This window comes from Nostoc sp. CALU 546 (genome assembly GCF_048836525.1).
Window position 1 is genome coordinate 1 of record NZ_JAWJTF010000427.1, and the last position, 1,239, is coordinate 1,239.

Sequence of the window (1,239 nt, forward strand, 5' to 3'; positions counted from 1 at the left end):
TTTGCCTTGAACTGGTTCCGCAGCAAAGGTAATTCTCTTACAAATGGCCATGCCTCCAGCTTTCGGCACACTGGTAATTGCTGAGACATTCAATCTCGATCGCGATCTGGCAGTTACGGCGTTAGCTGCTGGGGCTATAGTATTGCTGGTTACTCTGCCAATTTGGCTGTGGCTATTTTGATTTTAGATTTAGGCACTGTGATGCGATCGCTTAAAACCCCAGGCAAAAGGCATCTTAATAAAATTTAAAAATTAATTGTATGCTCCATCCACAAAAGCTACCATTTCTAGAATCTATTGGTTGGCAGCTAAAAAATGTATATCAAATGAGTGAAAAAGAAATTGTTCAATTGTATCAACGCAATTGGCATCATCAAACTACATTCAACAATTTAAAACAAGAAGAAAAGGATTTTGTACATTATTTAGCAAAAAAATATAACTCTTGGATATTACCTGATTTTGAAATGTTTCATCTCGCCCATCACAAGAATATACTTAAAATCCTTAATGCTTTCAATCCAGAAGTTTTTAAAAAAGCTTCTGCATACTTTGGCGGTGGTACACTCTTGGCGTTAGAGTATGATGAATACAGACTTAGTAAAGATATTGATTTTCTCTTCCCTTATGGAACTGAAAATTACAGGTATTTAAGAAATCTGATTTACGACGAAGGAATTGTAGCATTATTTCAAAGTACAACAGATATCGAATTGGGTGACACTACAATCAATCAATATGGTATTCGTTTCCCTGTTGTAGTCAATGAAATAACTATTAAAGTAGAAATTGTAGCCAATGGAATTTTTACTTTAGACCCTCCTGTTTATCCGGAATGGACAAAAATACCTTGTCTGAGTATAAGCGATAGATTCACATCGAAACTAATGGCTAATGCCGACCGATGGAACGATTCAAGTACACAATCTAGAGATTTGATTGACTTAGCAATATTGCGTGTAAATCACGAAATACCCGCACGTGCAATAGCTAAAGCTGAAGAAAGCTACGAAGTAAAAAAACCATTAGTTAAAGCCATCACTAATTTTACTGAAAAAGAAAAATATAGAGATAAATGTTTTCATGAGTTAAACATACCTGAAGAAAAATTTCCAATAATAATGGATGGAATAAATTGGCTTCTTGCTGACTTTGAATCTATGAATTAAAGGAATTTAAATGGAAATTAAACTTGATGGTAAAGCAATTTTTAATTATTGAAGAAGAATTAAGAATTAA

1 protein-coding gene and 1 pseudogene are annotated in these 1,239 nt (G+C 33.9%); both read left to right on the top strand.

The features are described 5' to 3' along the window. Positions 1-10 precede the first annotated feature (10 nt). Positions 11-181: pseudogene (locus RRG12_RS44250) on the top strand (AEC family transporter); the annotation flags it as partial. Positions 182-260: 79 nt separating this feature from the next. Further along, positions 261-1,169 (top strand): nucleotidyl transferase AbiEii/AbiGii toxin family protein, encoded by a 909-nt coding sequence (locus RRG12_RS44255; protein ID WP_420759892.1) that lies wholly within the window; start codon positions 261-263, stop codon positions 1,167-1,169. Positions 1,170-1,239 lie beyond the last annotated feature (70 nt).

Excerpts from the sequence above, each read along its gene's own strand:
- RRG12_RS44255 (WP_420759892.1), top strand. The coding sequence starts at position 261 with ATGCTCCATCCACAAAAGCTACCATTTCTAGAATCTATTGGTTGGCAG.